17 protein-coding genes and 1 pseudogene are annotated in these 15,963 nt (G+C 69.0%); 11 read left to right on the top strand and 7 right to left on the bottom strand.

Going from position 1 to position 15,963, the window contains the following annotated elements:
* Window positions 1-223 (top strand): DsbA family protein (locus tag EFY87_RS07715; RefSeq protein WP_158607545.1); only part of this gene is annotated, 223 nt, incomplete at its 5' end.
* Window positions 224-233: 10 nt separating this feature from the next.
* On the opposite strand, the gene EFY87_RS07720 is transcribed toward EFY87_RS07715, so the two are convergent.
* The 4 genes from EFY87_RS07720 to EFY87_RS07735 form a co-directional block, all read right to left on the bottom strand.
* Complete coding sequence (locus tag EFY87_RS07720; RefSeq protein WP_123270907.1) at window positions 234-1,154, bottom strand: aminoglycoside phosphotransferase family protein; 921 nt, start codon at window positions 1,152-1,154, stop codon at window positions 234-236.
* A gap of 53 nt (window positions 1,155-1,207) precedes the next feature.
* Window positions 1,208-1,543, bottom strand: a complete 336-nt coding sequence (locus EFY87_RS21120) for a DUF4185 domain-containing protein (RefSeq protein WP_158607546.1) — start codon at window positions 1,541-1,543, stop codon at window positions 1,208-1,210.
* Window positions 1,543-2,307 carry a DUF4185 domain-containing protein gene (locus EFY87_RS07730; protein ID WP_123270909.1) on the bottom strand — a complete coding sequence of 255 codons (765 nt, stop codon included), beginning with the start codon at window positions 2,305-2,307 and terminating at the stop codon, window positions 1,543-1,545. The genes EFY87_RS21120 and EFY87_RS07730 overlap by 1 nt, the downstream gene beginning before the upstream one ends.
* Window positions 2,308-2,405: 98 nt before the next feature.
* Window positions 2,406-3,311, bottom strand: a complete 906-nt coding sequence (locus EFY87_RS07735; RefSeq protein ID WP_123270910.1) for a DUF4439 domain-containing protein — start codon at window positions 3,309-3,311, stop codon at window positions 2,406-2,408.
* A gap of 115 nt (window positions 3,312-3,426) precedes the next feature.
* Here EFY87_RS07735 and EFY87_RS07740 point away from each other — a divergent pair, with 115 nt between their 5' ends.
* The 10 genes from EFY87_RS07740 (at window position 3,427) to EFY87_RS07785 (ending at window position 14,365) form a co-directional block, all read left to right on the top strand.
* The gene (locus tag EFY87_RS07740; RefSeq protein WP_245988532.1) at window positions 3,427-5,070 is read left to right on the top strand and encodes a nitrite/sulfite reductase; all 1,644 of its coding nucleotides are present in this window, start codon (window positions 3,427-3,429) and stop codon (window positions 5,068-5,070) included.
* Window positions 5,067-5,759, top strand: a complete 693-nt coding sequence (locus EFY87_RS07745) for a phosphoadenylyl-sulfate reductase (protein ID WP_123270911.1) — start codon at window positions 5,067-5,069, stop codon at window positions 5,757-5,759. The genes EFY87_RS07740 and EFY87_RS07745 overlap by 4 nt, the downstream gene beginning before the upstream one ends.
* 15 nt (window positions 5,760-5,774) lie before the next feature.
* Window positions 5,775-6,689: a sulfate adenylyltransferase subunit CysD gene (gene cysD, locus EFY87_RS07750; RefSeq protein ID WP_123270912.1), complete on the top strand. Its 915-nt coding sequence runs from the start codon at window positions 5,775-5,777 to the stop codon at window positions 6,687-6,689.
* 2 nt (window positions 6,690-6,691) lie between these two features.
* Window positions 6,692-7,975, top strand: coding sequence for a sulfate adenylyltransferase subunit 1 (locus EFY87_RS07755; RefSeq protein ID WP_123270913.1), 1,284 nt, complete (start codon window positions 6,692-6,694; stop codon window positions 7,973-7,975).
* 217 nt (window positions 7,976-8,192) lie between these two features.
* The gene (gene rimP, locus EFY87_RS07760) at window positions 8,193-8,732 is read left to right on the top strand and encodes a ribosome maturation factor RimP (protein WP_123270914.1); all 540 of its coding nucleotides are present in this window, start codon (window positions 8,193-8,195) and stop codon (window positions 8,730-8,732) included.
* Window positions 8,732-9,742 carry a transcription termination factor NusA gene (nusA, locus tag EFY87_RS07765; protein WP_123270915.1) on the top strand — a complete coding sequence of 337 codons (1,011 nt, stop codon included), beginning with the start codon at window positions 8,732-8,734 and terminating at the stop codon, window positions 9,740-9,742. Before rimP ends, nusA begins: the two co-directional genes overlap by 1 nt.
* A 16-nt stretch (window positions 9,743-9,758) precedes the next feature.
* Window positions 9,759-10,082 (top strand): YlxR family protein, encoded by a 324-nt coding sequence (locus EFY87_RS21315; RefSeq protein ID WP_123270916.1) that lies wholly within the window; start codon window positions 9,759-9,761, stop codon window positions 10,080-10,082.
* A gap of 195 nt (window positions 10,083-10,277) precedes the next feature.
* Complete coding sequence (gene infB / locus EFY87_RS07775) at window positions 10,278-13,142, top strand: translation initiation factor IF-2 (RefSeq protein WP_123270917.1); 2,865 nt, start codon at window positions 10,278-10,280, stop codon at window positions 13,140-13,142.
* Between the two features lie 121 nt (window positions 13,143-13,263).
* Window positions 13,264-14,154: a Gfo/Idh/MocA family protein gene (locus tag EFY87_RS07780; RefSeq protein WP_123270918.1), complete on the top strand. Its 891-nt coding sequence runs from the start codon at window positions 13,264-13,266 to the stop codon at window positions 14,152-14,154.
* Entirely contained in the window at window positions 14,147-14,365 is a 219-nt protein-coding gene (locus EFY87_RS07785; RefSeq protein WP_123270919.1) for a hypothetical protein, read from the top strand. Before EFY87_RS07780 ends, EFY87_RS07785 begins: the two co-directional genes overlap by 8 nt.
* 3 nt (window positions 14,366-14,368) lie before the next feature.
* Here the strand turns inward: EFY87_RS07785 and EFY87_RS07790 are convergent, their stop codons facing one another.
* The 3 genes and pseudogenes from EFY87_RS07790 to EFY87_RS21320 form a co-directional block, all read right to left on the bottom strand.
* Window positions 14,369-15,343: a zinc-binding dehydrogenase gene (locus EFY87_RS07790; RefSeq protein WP_123270920.1), complete on the bottom strand. Its 975-nt coding sequence runs from the start codon at window positions 15,341-15,343 to the stop codon at window positions 14,369-14,371.
* A gap of 9 nt (window positions 15,344-15,352) precedes the next feature.
* Window positions 15,353-15,793 carry a benzoate/H(+) symporter BenE family transporter gene (locus EFY87_RS07795; protein WP_425459356.1) on the bottom strand — a complete coding sequence of 147 codons (441 nt, stop codon included), beginning with the start codon at window positions 15,791-15,793 and terminating at the stop codon, window positions 15,353-15,355.
* 32 nt (window positions 15,794-15,825) lie between these two features.
* Window positions 15,826-15,912 (bottom strand): annotated as a pseudogene (locus EFY87_RS21320) (benzoate/H(+) symporter BenE family transporter); the annotation flags it as partial.
* Window positions 15,913-15,963 lie beyond the last annotated feature (51 nt).

Below are 15,963 nucleotides of genomic sequence, written 5' to 3' on the forward strand. Positions count from 1 at the left end.
CATCACCGGTGCCGCGCTGACCAAGTTCAACACCTGCGTCGACGACCGCAGCTATGCGAAGTATGTCAAGGCGACGATGACCAACGCCGGCAAGGCGGGCGTCACCGGCACCCCGACGATCTTCATCAACGGCAAGGAAATCAAGAACACGTCCACCGACTACAGCACCTTGCTGCAGACCAAGAACAGCTGGAACACCATCCTGGCGAAGTACACGAAGTGAACTGAGCGGGTCAGTCCGTCATCGCCTTCGCCGCGGTGATCCAGCGGGACAGTTCGGGCTGCCCAGGCTGCGGTTCCTCCGCCTCCCATAGCGCATTAGTGACGAGCCGCACGAAGCTCCACGCGAGCACCCGGTCCTCGTCGAGCCCGGCCGCCTCGGCCACGACACCCGCCCGTAACCGCAGGTGGGTGCGCAGGCTGTGTGCGCGCGCCGCCTCGTCCCACCGGTTCCACAGCACCGGCGCGACCGCGAACGCCCACTCGCCGGACACCGGCTTCGGGTCGATTGCCAGCCACGGCTCGCGATCGCCCGCCAGGACGTTCTCGAAGTGCAGATCCTGGTGGACGAGCCGGCCATCGCACCCGTCACGCAGCGAGCTGAGCGCGCTGGCAGCCTGCTCCGTCATACGCCGTGGGACCAGGGGAGAACCCTTGCGGCACAACGTTGTCCAGCGATCGATCGCGTCGCTCAGGCGAGTGAACTGGGGAGACGCGGGCCGGTCGAGGCGGCGCATCAGCCCGCCAATCACCTCGCACGCGTCGAGCAACGCGAGGTCATTCAGGTTGCGGTCGTGCTGCAACGGCTCGAGCAGGAGAGCCCACCGGGCAGGGTCCGCCGCGTGCAGCCGGACCGCCCCACGCCCGGCCCAGTACTGCAGGGCGAGGTGTTCCTGACGGGCCTCCTCGTGCGGCCAGGAAAGCTTCAGTACCACCTGCTCGCCGTCGCGATGACACGGTATGACGACAGCGCACACGCCGTGCCACACCGGACCGTCGGCGCGCAGCCCCCAGTGATCGGCGCACTCCCTGGCCCAGCGCGGCAGCAATCGCAGCCAGTCGTCTCCGCCCAACTCCGGCTCGGGCGGCCGTCCTTGCACGACCTCCCGGAACTCCGGTGGAATGCTCGGCGCAATGTCGTGCAGATCGGTCACCGCGCCACGTTACGTCACCAGCACCCGACCGCCGAAACGCTGGACGTGCGGACTCAGCGACACAGGCAGCCCAGACCCTGGAAGCGATATTGCATGACGTGATAGATGCTGTTGTCATCGGTCTTCCACTGGCTCACGGTCAGCGACAGGTCGTTGATCGTCGACCCCGGCATGACGAAGCTGCCGTAGAGTTGCGCGACGTGTGTCGTGTCCTGGTTGTCCCAGGACGAGGCGCCGAGCAGCAGCGGCACGCGGCGCACTGTGGACAGGTCCGCTGTCGGATGATGCAGGACGCTCGCTTCGATGCGGTACTTCGGGCCGTTGAACCACGCCCACACCCATCGGCCATGCAGATAGCGCAGCGACATCTCGCCGACGAGTTCACTCATCACCTCGTCGGCGCGACACCCCACTGCCATCTGCCGTTGGCCAATCCCCACGGCTGGTACAGCTCCGGTCGGGTCAGGTTCCAGGGCCGGACGCGGTGCAGGATCATGCCCGAGTTGCGCAGGAACTTGGTCGAGTAGACGTAGATCCAGCCGTCCGGGCCGAGGTCCCACGAGACCATCTGGAACTTCTCGTCACACGCATCCGGAGCGAAGCGAGCACCCGAATCCGTCCACGTCTCACCGTTGTCCGTGGAAGTCCAGATGCCCGACCAGATCACGTTGCCGAAGCCGCGGTTGACCACGCCATGCAGGTAGATCGTGCGACCCAGGGTGATCACGTCGCTGGGGATGATCGTTGAGATGTCGGCACCATGCGTATACGGAATGAGCTGCTTGGCGCTCGTGCCACCTGGCGCGCCGATGATCTCGGTGAGCCGGTCAGGACGCAGCCGGCGACCCCACAGACCGGTGGGGGAGCGCCAGTCCTCACCCCATTTCGGTCCGAACGTGTCGCCGAAGACGAAGAGTGTGCGTCCGTCCGGACAGCGAGCCGGTATGCCGAGATCGGCGTAGTCGACATTCCACCTGCCGGTTCGGTCCGGGTCGGTCAGGTCGCCAATCTTGGTGACTCGCAACGAAGTCGGGACGGTGTCGTCGGCGCGGGCAGCCGGGGCAAGCGACGCGGTGATCGCGGCCGCGCCCAGGCTGCCGAGCAGGGCGCGCCGGCTGGTGATCGAGCCGGACAGTGATGTGCGCTGGAACATCTGCTGATTCCTTGTCGTCGTAGTCGAGCGAGAAAACGATTTCTTGCAAGACTGCCGCGAGCTGCCGTGAGGCGTCAAGGGTCCGGGCGGTGCTGCCGTCAGTCGGCGAGTCCGGGAAAGGCACTCGGGGTTGCACCCCACCGCCACAGCTGGGCAGTGGCGTCGGTCCACAGGTGCACGACCGCGAGGAACGACCCGGCGTCGCCCCGGGTCGCGGCAATCTGGCCGGCGCATGCGTCGGCCAGGTCGGTCAGCACCTGCTGGGCGAGCTGCCGGCGCACTGCGTCGGTCGTCGGCTGCACCGGGAGTGCGTAGCCGTCCGGCTGGCCCGGCGCGTTCGTGCCGAGGGCCGCTTCCCAGGCGCTGCGGGTCGGGCTCAACGCGGTCAGCGTTGCTTTGGCCCTGGCGCGTGCCGTGACGGGCGTCTTCGCGACGATTACCTCGAACGCATAGATCGCCGCCTGCAGCGCGGGCAGAATCGCTGTGGTCTCAGCGGGTTTCGGCACGGTCGGGTTCGGCGTCGGCTGCGCGGTGCCGAGCATTTGGGCCGCCGCCCCGAACGTCACGCCGATCGCCGCGGCCATCGGCAGGTTCCGGGCCGTCAGTGACGCGAGCGTGCCGACCCCCTGGGCGGCCCCGGCCTCGAACAGGCCCAAAGGCGCTGGGGACGCGGCGCTCGTGGGCTGCGGCGCCGGCGTCATACCCTGCGTCGCCATCACGGCGATGAGACGGGTGCGCTGCGCGCGGTGCATCCGGGTCAGGCTCTGCGAGAGCGCGGGCTTGCCCTTCGCCTGCAAATGGGCGGCCATATCGAGCTGCAGGAGCAATTGGCGCAGCACCGGCTGGTCGGGCGGCGGTGACTGGGTCTTGATGCCCGGGACGTGCGGCGCGCCCTTCTTCAGCCGTATGTCGCACCCGGTCAGCCCGAATGCCGCCGCCGCCGCGACGGCGGCGGACAGGACGGTGCGCCGGCGCAGGTGGGCGCGTCGTTCGTCCGGAGGCATGCTCGCATCTTCGCATGCGGGGCGCCGGCGACCGCTGCGGCCGGGCGGGCGGCGAGGGCGCCACACTGTGAACATCATTTGACGTTTTGTGTCACCAAATGAAACGTTATGCAATGTGGCAGCGCGAAGTAACGGGCAGTGGGCCCTGGGTGAGCACGAGCCGCTCAACGCCAACGAGGTGATGAAGCGCGACGACGACGGACTCAACGTCCGCACCCGCATCGAGGAGATCTATGCGAAGGGCGGCTGGGATTCGATCCCGGCTGACGACCTGCGCGGCCGGATGCGGTGGTGGGGTCTCTACACGCAGCGGCGCGAGGGGATCCCCGGTGGCCGCACCGCCACCCTGACGCCCGAGGAGCTCGAGGCGCCGTACTTCATGATGCGGGTGCGCATCGACGGCGGCCAGCTGAGCACCGAGCAGGTGCGCGTGATCGCCAGCATCGCGCAGGAGTTCGGCCGCGACACCGCGGACCTCACCGACCGGGGCAACGTGCAGTTCCACTGGATCCGCATCGAGGACGTCCCGGAGATCTGGCGGCGGCTCGAAGCGGTCGGGCTTGAGACGACCGAGGCGTGTGGCGACTGCACCCGGGTGCTGCTGGGGTCGCCGGTCGCCGGACTCAGTGTCGACGAGGTGATCGACGTGTCGCCCGCCATCGCCGAGATCAACCGCCGGTATGTCGGAGACCCCGACCTGTCCAACCTCCCGCGCAAGTTCAAGACCTCGATCGCCTGGCTGCCCGACGCGGCGCCGGAGATCAACGACGTGGCTTTCGTCGGCGTCGAGCACCCGCGGCTCGGCCCGGGATTCGACCTGCTGGTCGGTGGCGGTTTGTCGACCAACCCGTTCCTCGCCGAACGGCTCGGAGTATTCGTCACCCTGGAACAGCTGCCCGACGTGTGGGTTTCGGTCGTGCGCATCTTCCGCGACTACGGCTACCGCCGGTCGCGCAACCGTGCTCGGATGAAGTTCCTCGTCGCGGACTGGGGGACCGCCAAGTTCCGCGAGGTGCTCGAGACCGAATACCTCAAGGCAGCACTGCCCGACGGACCGGCCGCCCCGCAGCCCACGGTCACGATGGACCACGTCGGCATCCACGAGCAGCGCGGTGGCGGAAAGTATGTCGGCCTGACCGTCGTCGCCGGCCGGCTCAGTGGCACCAAGCTCGCCGAAGTCGCGGATGCGGCCGAAGCGGCCGGGTCGCAGCGGATCCGCCTGACGCCATACCAGAAGCTGATCGTCGCCGACGTCCGCGACGACGCGGTCGACGCACTGGTCGAACGGTTGGAAGCCGTTGGCCTGAGCGCGAATCCGACTCCGTGGCGGCGCACTATCATGGCGTGCACCGGTGTGGAGTTCTGCAAGCTCGCGATCGTGGAAACCAAGGAGCGCGCACACTCGCTGCTCCCCGAACTCGAGCGCAAGCTCGCCAACCTCGCTCCGGACGACGCGATCTCGGTGCACCTCAACGGCTGCGCCAACTCGTGCGCGCGCATCCAGGTCGCCGACATCGGGCTCAAAGGCCAGATCGTCACGGATGCCGAGGGAAATCAGGTGGAAGGGTTCCAGGTGCACCTCGGCGGCCGGCTCGGGCAGCGGGCCGACTTCGGCCGCAAGCTGCGTGGGCACAAGGTGACGTCTGCCGAACTCGGCGACTACATCGAGCGGGTGACGCGCAACTTCCTGGCCGGACGCGCCGACGGCGAGAACTTCTCGGAGTGGGCCGTGCGCGCGGACGAAGCGGTGCTCCGATGAGTTTCACGGAGCGAGAACTGCGGGCGCTCGCAGCCGAAGGTGCTGCAGCGCTTACGGGTTCGCCGGCAACCGAGGTTCTGCAGTGGGCCGTCAACTCCGGGCTGCGACTCGCCATCGCTGGGTCGATGCAGGACACCGTGCTCGTGCACCTGGCCAGCACGGCGCTGCCCGGCGTCGACGTGCTCTTCCTCGACACCGGCTACCACTTCCGCGAGACCCTGCAGACGCGGGATCGCGTCGCGGCGGCATACTCCGTGCGGGTGCGGAGCATCACACCGCGCCAGACAGTCGCCGAGCAGGACGCCGACTACGGGGTCGCGCTGCACGAGCGCGACCCCGACCTGTGCTGTGCGCTCCGCAAGACGCAGCCGCTGGACGAGGTACTCGGCGAATACGACGCGTGGGCAACGGGTTTGCGCCGTGCGGAGTCCGAGTCGCGGCGTGACACGCCCATCGTGTCGTATGACGAACGGCGCGACAAGATCAAACTCGCTCCGCTCGCGGCATGGAGCGACGAGCAGGTCGCGGCGTTTGCCGAGGCGCACGACCTCATTGCCAATCCCTTGTTGTCCCAGGGTTATCCGTCGATCGGGTGCGCGCCCTGCACTCGACGGGTCGCTGCCGGCGCCGATGCTCGATCGGGACGCTGGGCGGGCACGGCCAAGACCGAGTGCGGAATCCATGTGTGAGCCGAAGGAGCACCGATGACCATCACCGATCTGCCCGCGACCGACGTGTCGCTGCGGTCGCTGGAGGCGGAATCGATCGAGATCATCCGCGAGGTGATCGCTGAATTCGACCGTCCGGCACTGCTTTTCAGTGGTGGCAAGGACTCCGCTGTGCTGTTGCATCTCGCGCGCAAGGCGATCTGGCCGGCGCCGCTGCCGATCGCGCTGCTGCACGTGGACACCGGGCACAACCTGCCCGAGGTCATCGATTTCCGCGACCGTGTCGTCGCGGAGGGAAACCACCGCCTGGTCGTGGCGTCCGTCGAGGACTGGCTGGCCGACGGCCGGCTCACCGAACGCCCGGACGGCACCCGAAACCCGTTGCAAACAGTGCCATTGCTGGACACCATCGCGTCGGAGAAGTTCGACGCGCTGCTCGGTGGCGCCCGTCGCGACGAGGACCGTGCGCGGGCCAAGGAGCGCATCTTCTCCGTGCGGGACGCGTTCGGCGGCTGGGACCCGCGCAAGCAGCGGCCGGAACTCTGGCGCATCTACAACGGCCGGCACGCCCCGGGCGAGCACACCCGGGTATTCCCGATCTCCAACTGGACCGAGCTCGACGTGTGGCGCTATATCCAGGCCGAGGACGTCGCGCTGCCGAGCATCTACTACGCCCACCAGAGGGACGTCTTCCACCGCGATGGCATGTGGCTCACCCCCGGCCCGTGGGGTGGTCCGCGTGACGGAGAATCGTTGGAAACATTGAGCGTTCGCTACCGCACGGTCGGTGACGGTTCGTGCACGGGGGCCGTGCTGAGCACGGCGACGACCGTGTCCGGGGTGATCGAGGAGATCTCGGTCAGCACGTTGACCGAGCGCGGCGCAACGCGCGCCGACGACCGGCTGTCTGAGGCTGCCATGGAGGATCGCAAGCGGGAAGGCTACTTCTAAAGATGACGACCGACACCCGGACCTCCGAACGTGACCAGCTGCGGCTGGTCATCACCGGCTCGGTCGATGACGGGAAGTCCACTCTCGTGGGGCGACTGCTGCACGACACCAAGTCGATCCTGGCCGATCAGTTCGAGGCGACCCTGCACGCGAGCCAGGGTCGTGGCGCGACCGAGTTCGATTTCGCGCTCCTCACCGACGGGTTGCGCGCGGAGCGGGAGCAGGGCATCACCATCGATGTCGCCTACCGCTACTTCGCAACTCCCCGAAGGAATTTCGTCCTCGCTGACACCCCGGGTCACGTGCAATACACCCGCAACACGGTCACCGGCGCCTCCACTGCAGAGGCGGCCGTCGTGCTGGTCGACGTACGCCGCGGCGTGTCGCCGCAGACGCGGCGGCATGCGGCCGTGCTCGCCCTGTTGCGCGTGCCGCAGGTCGTCTTCGCGATCAACAAGATGGACGCCGTCGACTGGTCGGAGGAGCGCTTCGCCGCCGTCGCCGACGACGTGCGGCAGGTCGCCGAGCGGGTAGGTCTCACGGCCACGCACATCATCCCGGTCAGTGCGCTGACCGGCGACAACGTCGCGGCGCCCGGCCCGGACTGGTATGCCGGGAGCCCCCTCCTCGACGTGCTGGAAACGCTGCCGGCGCACCAGGCTTCCGACGGCGAACCCTTCCGGTTCCCAGTGCAACTCGTGATCCGGCCACGCACCACGGATTACCCGGACTATCGCGGTCTGGCCGGCCGGGTCGCCTCGGGCACGGTGCACGTCGGGGAGACCGTCACGGCATACCCGAGCGGCAGGAGTTCGACGGTCGTCGCCATCGACGGCGCCACCGGGGAGCAGTCGCTTGCGACGGTCGGCGACTCGGTGACCGTTCGGATGGCCGACGAGCTCGACGTCGGGCGCGGTGAGGTGCTGGTCACCGGGTCGCCCATTCGCACCACGCAGCATCTGGACTCGGTCCTCACCTGGCTCGACGAGCGACCGACTTCGCCCCGGCAGCGGGTGCTGGTCAAAGTCGGCACCCGCACGACTCGCGGGTTGCTCGCGCCGCCGCACGCGGTGTGGCACGTGGACGAACTGGAGTGGCAGGACAGTTCGGCACCGTTGCAGCTCAACGACATCGGGCGCGTGCAGGTCCAGCTCGCCGAGCCGGTTGCGGTGGATGAGTACGCGACGCATCGCGGGACCGGTGCCTTCCTCGTGATCGACCCGGACACGGGCTCGACCTTGGCGGCCGGGCTCACCGGCTCCGAGTTGGGCGCGCTCGCCGGCTGAGCTCGCCGGGCCGGGGTGTCCCGAAGGCGCGACGGTCGAGGGTTCGGGACGGGAAACCGCGCCGGGGGTGTCCCGAAGGCGCGACGGTCGAGCTTTCGGGACGCACACGCCGGCGCCACCACCCGCGCGCAACGCCCCGACCTGCGCGGATGCCCTGTCCCACACCAGCCGGGTATGGTGAGACCTCCCCATCGAGAACAGCAGGAGCAGGCGAAGTATGAGCGAACCGCAATCCGCCCGCACCGAGCGCATCACCGCCGACCTGGCCGCGCTCCTGGCTCCGCTGGATCTCGTCGTCGAGGACGTCACCGTGATGCCGGCCGGCAAGCGACGCCTCGTGCGCGTGCTGGTCGACCGAGCGTTGCCGGCGAACGGCGACCCGACGGACGTCATACCGCCGCTCGACCTGGACCAGGTCGCCGAGGTGACCCGGGCGGTCAGTGACCGGCTCGACGAGACCGACGCGATGGGGGAGCAGCCCTACGTGCTCGAGGTCAGCTCACCGGGCACCGACCGTCCGCTGACCGATCCCCGCCACTTCCGCCGCAACGTCGGCCGGCTGGTCGAGGTCACAGTGCCGGGTCAGGCGGCTGTCACCGGGCGGATCACCCGCGCCGACGTTGAGGGGTTCGCGCTCGAAATCACCGGGAAGAAGGGCGCCGTGACCGAGCAGTCCTTCGGGTATGACGAGGGCCTGCGCGGCACCGTGCACGTGGAGTTCAACCGCAGCAGCGAGGCACAAGGAGAGGACGACTGATGGACATCGACATGGCCGCGTTGCGAGCGCTGGAACGCGAGCGGGACATCCCGATGGACGTGATCGTGCCGGCGATCGAGCAGGCGCTGCTGACGGCATACCACCGGGAGGACGGCACCTACCGCACCGCTCGTGTCGAACTCGACCGCAAGAGCGGCCACGTGGTCGTCTGGGCGCGCGAGGACGCGCCGGTCGACGACGAAGGCAATCGCGGGGAGCCGGGCCCGGAGTTCGACGACACCCCGACCGACTTCGGCCGGGTCGCCGCCGCCACCGCGCGCCAGGTGATCGTGCAGCGCATGCGCGACGTCGAGGACGAGGCGATCCTCGGCGACTTCCGCGGCCGCGAGGGTGATGTCGTCGCCGGCGTCATCCAGCAGTCGAGCGACCCGCACGCCGTGCACGTCGACTTCGGCACCGTCGAGGGGCTGCTGCCGTCGGCCGAGCAGGTGCCCGGTGAGCGCTACGTGCATGGGGAGCGGCTGCGCTGCTACGTCGTCAGCGTGAAGCGCGGGCCGAAGGGGCCGCAGATCATGCTGTCGCGCAAACATCCCAACCTGGTCCGCAAACTGTTCGCGCTGGAGGTGCCCGAGATCGCCGACGGCACCGTGGAGATCTCCGCGCTCGCGCGTGAGGCCGGCCACCGCAGCAAGATCGCGGTGCACGCGTCACGGCAGGGTGTCAACGCCAAGGGCGCGTGCATCGGCCCGATGGGTTCGCGGGTGCGTGCGGTGATGACCGAGCTGCGCGGCGAGAAGATCGACATCGTCGACTACTCCGACGACCCAGCGCAGTTCATCGCCGCAGCCTTGTCGCCCTCCCGTGTCGAGTCCGTGGAGATCGTCGACGACCGGGCACGCTCCGCGCGAGTCGTCGTGCCCGACTTCCAGCTCAGCCTGGCAATCGGCAAGGAAGGCCAGAACGCCCGCCTCGCGGCGAAGCTGACCGGTTGGCGCATCGACATCCGTGCGGACACCGCGGCACCCGGCGATGCCGGAGCCCCGGACTGACTGCGGTAGGCTTGTGATGAGCGGTCGCTCGCGAGGCCGCCGCAATCTACCCGTATCCTCCCCCCGGCATGCCGGGCTGCGGACCTGCGTGGGCTGCCGGACTCGCGACGAACGATCAGCATTGCTGCGGGTGGTCGCACTCGTGGGGAACGCCTCGCAACCGGTGGTTGCGGTGCTGGTCCCCGACGAGCGTGGCCGGCTGCCGGGTCGAGGGGCCTGGTTGCATCCCCGGCCGGACTGCCTGGATCTGGCGGACCAGCGGCGGGCATTTCCGCGCGCTCTGCGGCTCACCCGTGCGGTGGACCTCACGCAGGTGCGGGAGTGGATCGTGCAGCACTGACGTCCGTCATACATCCGTATGACGACACGGCTCGGACGGAGACGTCGGGGCTGGCACCAACGACCGAAGGCGGGTTTTGACGCTGATGAGCACCCGATGAGTACTCAGCGATGAAGCACCCAAACTGGCGGTTCGTGCTGCCCGGCTGACCTGGCCGGCGGACCCGGATCGCCGCAAATTCCGACAAGGAGAAGTGTGGCTAAGGTTCGGGTTCATGAGCTCGCGAAAGAGCTCGGAATGCCAAGCAAGGATCTGCTTGCCTACCTGAAGGAGCAGGGCGAGTTCGTCAAGACGGCGAGCTCGACCATCGAGGCTCCGGTGGTGCGCAAGATCAAGGAGAACCCGCCAGCCGGCGCAACATCCGGCAACGGCGGGTCCGCGGAGGCGAAGGCTCCGGCGAAGACGGCGGCACCACAGCCGCCGACCGCCCAGAAGTCGACCTCCACTACCACGACGACGGCGCCGACACCTGGCCCGCGTTCGTCGGCTACCACCACGGCGCCGAAGCCCGGCCCCAAGGCCGCCCCGCAGCCGGCTCCGGTCGAGACGCCGGCGGCATCGCCGGCCGCGGCGCGTGCACCTCAGGCACCGGCAGCTCAGGCGCCCGTGACTCAGGCACCGGCAGCGCAGGCACCGGAGGCGCCGGGCAAGGCAGCGCCACGCCCGTCGGCACCCGGCCCCCGCCCGAGCGCTCAGCCCAGCGGTGGCAGCCAGCGCCCCGGTGGCGGTCGCAGCAACGCGCCGCGTCCGGGCGCACCGCGCCCGGGCAACAATCCGTTCTCGTCCAGCCAGGGCATGCGCCAGGGTGGTCCGGCACGTCCGGGGAACAACCCCTTCGCGCCGAGCCAGGGTATGCCTCGCCCCGCACCTCGCGGCGGCAACGCCGGTGCGGCCGGCCCGCGCCCGGGTGCAGCAGCGCCGCGTCCGGGCGGACCCCGCCCGGCAGCGCCGCGTCCCGGTGGGCCACGCCCCAACCCCGGCATGATGCCCGACCGCTCGGCGGTTCGTCCCGGTGAGCGCCCGGCCCGTGGCCGCGGTGGCCCCGGCGGCGCGCCCGGTGCAGGTGGCGGCGGCCCGCGGGGTGGCTTCAGCGGCCGTCCCGGTGGCGGCGGCCGTGGGCCCGGTGGGCGCGGCGGCACGCAGGGAGCGTTCGGACGAGGCGGCGGAAAGGTCCGCGGCCGCAAGTCCAAGCGCGCCAAGCGTCAGGAGTTCGAGCAGATGCAAGCACCCACCATCGGTGGTGTGCAGGTGCCGCGTGGCGACGGCACCACCGTGGTGCGCATGCGCCGCGGTGCGTCGCTCACCGATTTCGCCGACCGCATCGACGCCAACCCGGCGTCGCTGGTGACGGTGCTCTTCCACCTCGGCGAGATGGCTACGGCCACCCAGTCGCTGGACGAGGACACCTTCGCGTTGCTCGGGTCCGAGCTGGGCTACGACATCCAGATCGTCTCGCCCGAGGACGAGGAGAAGGAGCTGTTCAACTCTTTCAACATCGACCTCGAAGCGGTGGAGGACGAGGAGAACCTGCAGCCGCGGCCGCCGGTGGTGACCGTGATGGGGCACGTCGACCACGGTAAGACGCGACTGCTGGACGCCATACGGCACGCGGACGTGCAGTCCGGCGAGGCCGGCGGCATCACCCAGCACATCGGCGCCTACCAGGTGCACGTCGAGCACGAGGGCAACGATCGAGCGATCACCTTCATCGACACGCCGGGTCACGAGGCGTTCACCGCCATGCGTGCTCGTGGTGCGAAGGTCACCGACATCGCCATCCTGGTGGTGGCCGCCGACGACGGTGTCATGCCACAGACGGTGGAAGCGCTCAACCACGCGCAGGCCGCCGACCTGCCGATCGTGGTGGCCGTCAACAAGATCGACGTCGACGGTGCCAACCCGGACAAGGTGCGCCAGCAGCTGACCGAGTACAACCTGATCGCCGAGGAGTATGGCGGCGACACCATGTTCGTCGAGGTCTCGGCCAAGCAGGGTAAGAACATCGACGGCCTGCTCGAGGCAGTCCTGCTGACCGCCGACGCGGCGCTCGACCTTCGGGCCAACCCCGACCGGGACGCGCAAGGCGTCGCGATCGAGGCCAACCTGGACCGCGGTCGCGGTGCGGTGGCCACGGTGCTGGTCCAGCAGGGCACACTGCGCATCGGTGACGGCATCGTCGCCGGCACGGCGCACGGCCGGGTCCGCGCAATGCTCGACGAGCACGGCAACAACGTCGCGGAGGCAACACCGTCGCGTCCGGTCCAGGTCATGGGTCTGGCGTCCGTTCCCCGGGCGGGTGACACCTTCGTGGTGGCCCCCGACGACCGCACCGCGCGCCAGATCGCCGAGAAGCGGGAGGCCGCCGACCGGCAGGCTGCGCTGGCGAAGGTGCGCAAGCGGATCAGCCTGGAAGACCTTAACCAGCAGCTCGAGGCGGGCAAGATCGAGACCCTCAACCTCATCCTCAAGGGTGACGTGTCGGGTTCGGTCGAGGCGCTCGAGGACGCGTTGCTGCAGATCGACGTCGGCGACGGCGTGGACCTGCGGATCATCGACCGCGGTGTCGGTGCCATCACGATGAACAACATCAATCTTGCGGTCGCCTCGGACGCGGTGATCATCGGCTTCAACGTGCGAGCCGAGGGTCAGAACGCCGAGTATGCCGACAAGGAGGGTGTCGAGATCCGTTACTACTCGGTGATCTACCAGGCCATCGAGGAGATCGAGCAGGCGCTGAAGGGCATGCTCAAGCCGGAGTTCGAAGAGGTCGAGCTCGGCACGGCGGAGATCCGCGAGATCTTCCGGTCCAGCAAGTTCGGCAACATCGCCGGTTCGCTGGTCCAGTCCGGGGAGATCAAGCGCGGCTCGAAGGCGCGGATCACCCGGGGCGGCACGGTCGTGTCCGAGAACGTCGAGGTCGCCGGGCTGCGGCGTTTCAAGGACGACGTCACCGAGGTCCGCGAGGGCTACGAGTGCGGTATCAACCTCGGTTCGTTCAACGATCTGCAGATCGGTGATCTGATCGCGACCTACGAGATGCGCGAGAAGCCGCGGGCGTAAGCCTGATCGAGCGGCACACTTCCGCATCGAGCGGTACACAAAATCGACCGGATTTTGTGTACCGCTCGATGCATTGGTGTGCCGGTCGATCAAAGGATCGGCGGTCTGCCAGGCTGGGACCATGCGATTCGGACTGGTGGGCACCGGATATTGGGCACGCGAGACGCACGGCCCCGGCATACGGGCAGCGGGTGAGGACCTGACCGGGGTCTGGGGCAGGGACCCGGCGAAGACGGCGCAACTTGCGGAACACCTTGGCATCGAAGCGTTTCCGAGCTACGAAGCGTTGCTGGAGGCCGTCGACGCGGTGTCGTATGCCGTGCCGCCCGATGTGCAGGCACCCCGGGCGCTGCGTGCCGCCGAGGCTGGCAAGCACCTGCTCCTGGACAAGCCGGTCGCGCTCGACGTGGCTGCCGCACGGGAGTTGCGCTCCGCTGCGCACGCCTCCGGAGCACGATCCGTGGTGTTCTTCACCGCCCGCTTCACCGACGAAACCCGTTCGTGGCTCGACAAATTGGCAACTCGCGACGACTGGCGTGGGTCCTGGACCGAGTGGGTCGTGGCCAATCAGCGTCCGGACAGTCCCTACAAGGACTCGCCGTGGCGGCAGCGGGAGGGAGCTCTCTGGGACATCGGCCCGCATCTGCTGGCGACGCTGATCCCCGCACTCGGCCCGGTGGTGTCGCTGGTCGCGGTGCCGGGTGTCGGGGACGGCGTTCACCTGACGCTCACCCATCGGCAGGGAGCGGTCAGCACGGCGACGCTGGCGCTGTGGGGACCGCCCGCGGCATGCACCTGGGGGATGCGGGTCTGGGGTGACGAGGGCGTCAGCCCGGCTCCCAACTCGACCACTCCGGCCGTGACGGCGCTGGAGGTGGCGGCCCGTGAGCTCGTCACCACCGTCGCGGAGAGCGCTGAACATCCGCTCGGCCTGGACTTCGGAGTGCAGATCGTCGAACTGCTCGCCGACGCGGCGGCGCAGCTGGGACGGCAGGAGGACAGTCGTGACTGATTGGTCGGTCGTGCGGTGCTCAGGTGGCGCCTACTACGAGACGAAGTGGTTCGTCTGGGGGTCTTTTAAGGCAATTCGCCTGGGACCCAAGCGTATTCAGCGCTGCCCGGTTCATCACAAATTCGAGATGACCGAGCGGGTGCGCAAGGACGAACTGACGTCGGAGATCCAGCAGGAGGCGTCGCAGCATCGCGACAGCGGGATCATCTGAGCCTCAAGCGCCCATCGTCAGCACGATCTTGCCGAAGCTCTCGCCGGCTGCCACCCGGGCGAACCCGTCGCGTGCTTCGGCAAGTGCGAGTTCTGCGTCGATGACCGGCGAAATGCCTTGCCGGTCCACCAAATCCACCAGCCGTCGCAGTTCGCCGATCGTCCCCATGGTGGAGCCGACCACGCGCAGCTGCTTGAAGAAGATCTTGGTCAGCTCGGCCCTCGCGGGCGCGTCCCCGGAGGTCGCCCCGCAGATGACGATCGTGCCGCCGGGGTTGAGCGAATTGACCGAGTGCGACCAGGTCGCCGCTCCCACCGACTCCATAACGGCGCTGACGCGTTCGGGCAGCCGCTCCCCGCTGGCGAATGCGCGATCGGCCCCGAGGGCGACGGCGCGCTGACCGCGCTCCGCATCGCGCGACGTGACCCACATGCGCAGCCCGGCGGCCGACCCGAGCTGCACCAGCGCGGTCGCCACTCCGCCGCCGGCGCCCTGCACCAGCACCGTGTCACCGGGGGAGACGCCGGCGTTGCTGAAGAGCATCCGGTATGCCGTGAGCCATGCCGTCGACAGCGATCCCGCCGTCGCCCAGGACATCCCCTCGGGCTTGGGGACGAGATTGCTGCTGGGCAGCACCACCTGCTCGGCGCACGTCCCGTCATACAGTTCCGAAAGCAGGGACCGACGCGGGTCTAGCGTCTCGTCGCCGGACCAGCCGGGGCTCGCAATCACGCTGTGCAGGATGACTTCCCGGCCGTCATCGGTCACTCCGGCGCCGTCGCAGCCGAGGATCATCGGCAGCCGGTCGGCCGACAGACCGACCCCGCGCAGCGACCAGACGTCGTGGTGGTTGAGGGCGGCGGCCCGCAGCCGCACCCGGGTCCAGCCGTCGGGCACTTGGGGGTCGGGGCGTTCCCCGATCTCCAGCGCGGACAGTGGGTCGTCGGGGGAGATCCGGGCGGCATACGCAGCGAGCATGACAGCAGCTTACGAGGCCGGCGTTCCGCGCAGCAGCCACCAGCGGGCGACAAGGCCGGCGAGCAGCGCCCAGAAGGCCGACTCGATGCCGGCGATCGTCGTGCCGGACGCGGTGATCACCAGGGTGATGACAGCTGCTGTCGCCTCCGCCGGACGGGTCGCGCCGGTGAGTGCGCCCCGCAGCGCGCCGGTCAGCGCCCCGAGCAACGCCAGCCCGGCGACCGTCTCGACGACGCCGTTCGGTGCCAGCGTGACCAGCGTGGTGAGCGCCGCCGACGACAACCCGAGCACCAGGTAGGTCCCGCCGCTGGAGGCGGCGGCGATCCAGCGGCGTGCGGTATCCGGGCCGGCGGCGAGCGCCGCACTGATTGCTGCCAGGTTGATCGCGTGACCGCCGGCCGGGGCAGCGAGCACCGTCCCGGCCCGGTCACCAGCATGCTGGGCCGCCACTGCACGGTGTAGCCGAAACCACGCATGACAGCGACCCCGGGAATGTTCTGGGATGCCATCGTCACGACGAAGAGCGGGAGCGCGATGCTCGGCACCGCCTGGACCGACAGGTGCGGCACGACGGGTGCGACGGTCGGCAGGATCCGGTGTGCCGTGGCACAGCCTACTTC

It is taken from the genome of Flexivirga caeni (assembly GCF_003724155.1).
GTDB lineage: Bacteria > Actinomycetota > Actinomycetes > Actinomycetales > Dermatophilaceae > Flexivirga > Flexivirga caeni.

Excerpts from the sequence above, each read along its gene's own strand:
- EFY87_RS21120 (WP_158607546.1), bottom strand. The coding sequence starts at position 1,543 with ATGAGTGAACTCGTCGGCGAGATGTCGCTGCGCTATCTGCATGGCCGA.
- EFY87_RS07730 (WP_123270909.1), bottom strand. The coding sequence starts at position 2,307 with ATGTTCCAGCGCACATCACTGTCCGGCTCGATCACCAGCCGGCGCGCC.
- EFY87_RS07735 (WP_123270910.1), bottom strand. The coding sequence starts at position 3,311 with ATGCCTCCGGACGAACGACGCGCCCACCTGCGCCGGCGCACCGTCCTG.
- EFY87_RS07745 (WP_123270911.1), top strand. The coding sequence starts at position 5,067 with ATGAGTTTCACGGAGCGAGAACTGCGGGCGCTCGCAGCCGAAGGTGCT.
- cysD (WP_123270912.1), top strand. The coding sequence starts at position 5,775 with ATGACCATCACCGATCTGCCCGCGACCGACGTGTCGCTGCGGTCGCTG.
- EFY87_RS07755 (WP_123270913.1), top strand. The coding sequence starts at position 6,692 with ATGACGACCGACACCCGGACCTCCGAACGTGACCAGCTGCGGCTGGTC.
- rimP (WP_123270914.1), top strand. The coding sequence starts at position 8,193 with ATGAGCGAACCGCAATCCGCCCGCACCGAGCGCATCACCGCCGACCTG.
- nusA (WP_123270915.1), top strand. The coding sequence starts at position 8,732 with ATGGACATCGACATGGCCGCGTTGCGAGCGCTGGAACGCGAGCGGGAC.
- EFY87_RS21315 (WP_123270916.1), top strand. The coding sequence starts at position 9,759 with ATGAGCGGTCGCTCGCGAGGCCGCCGCAATCTACCCGTATCCTCCCCC.
- EFY87_RS07780 (WP_123270918.1), top strand. The coding sequence starts at position 13,264 with ATGCGATTCGGACTGGTGGGCACCGGATATTGGGCACGCGAGACGCAC.
- EFY87_RS07790 (WP_123270920.1), bottom strand. The coding sequence starts at position 15,343 with ATGCTCGCTGCGTATGCCGCCCGGATCTCCCCCGACGACCCACTGTCC.